The 1,098-nt window shown below is 59.9% G+C and carries 1 protein-coding gene; it reads left to right on the top strand.

Annotation, left to right across the window (positions count from 1 at the left end; all coding sequences use genetic code 11):
• Positions 1-257: 257 nt before the first annotated feature.
• Positions 258-1,098: FG-GAP repeat protein (locus ROR02_RS16420; protein WP_147165114.1), on the top strand; the 841-nt coding region annotated here is incomplete at its 3' end.

Genomic DNA, 1,098 nt, shown 5'->3' with positions numbered 1-1,098 from the left:
CCGGCCCCGGCGAAGAGCGGGGGAACAAGACCCGCCTCAAAAACGCAAGGCGGGTTTCCCTCGCAATGACACCCCCATGGCGTGCCCCACGCCCCTCCCGGTGGTGTTTCCCCCTCTTCCCCCTGAGACTTGACCCGCCCCCCGACGAGTCGTACCGTTTAAAACGCAGTCGGAACCTCAAAGCGTGTTTTGCCCTTCGCGACAAACCGCGTGGCGCTGTTTGTCGTTTGAAGACCAGGAAAGGGCAGGAGGACGAGATGAGCGTGATTCCGGGTGAAGACCGCGCCATCGCCAGCGCAAACAGCGACCGGGGCGTCGCACGCAGTGAACAGCTCCATTTTCTGGAAAATTTCGAATCCGAAACGCTACACGGAACCCTTTCTGGTGGGGAAATTTACGCGCGTCCGGTCGAATGGCTGTCGAGCACGACCATGGCCCGCGCCGACTCCACCCTCACCTATCAGTCCAACTATTTCGAGCAGATCCCGTTCGCAAGCGACTTCCGGGTTTCCTTCTTCCTGATCGTCGAGGGCGGTAAGATCCCCCGCAACGCCCAGATCGGCATTGGTGACTTCAGCCTCGTCCGCCTGGGCCTGCCGGCTCTTTACCTGGGCGTCGATCAACAAGGGATAACTTTTAGAGCTGGAGCCAACAGCTTCTCCAGCGGGGCCCCCAGCCCCACGTTCGCCCCCTGGTCCAACCCCGCGACGCTTCTCAGCCCCTCGGATCTTTCCTTCATCACCTTTGACGTGACGGGGTCGGAGGAAAACGGGATTGAAGCCCGGGTGCGGACCTCCATTTTGCAAACCAACGGCGGGGAAACCGCGCTTGTCCAAACCTCGGACCACCACCTTTCCGTGACAACGGGCCTTCTTTTTGAAACCGGGACATTTTCGCAAATCCGCGTTACCGCCGAAGCCTATTATGGAAGCATCGCCTCGGTTGATAACATCAGCGTGGTTTCGTCCCCCGAAAGCAATGGAGACGATGGGGGAGGCGACGACAACGGGGGCACGGATCACAATAACCCGCTGTTGAGCCGGAACGACTTCAACGGCGATGGCTACGCCGATGTTCTCTGGTTCAACCCCAGTAGCC

This window comes from Pararhodospirillum oryzae (assembly GCF_007992075.1).
Taxonomy (GTDB): domain Bacteria; phylum Pseudomonadota; class Alphaproteobacteria; order Rhodospirillales; family Rhodospirillaceae; genus Pararhodospirillum; species Pararhodospirillum oryzae.
Note: the sequence above shows the minus strand (reverse complement) of the source record. Positions and strands in the feature narration are given on the sequence as shown.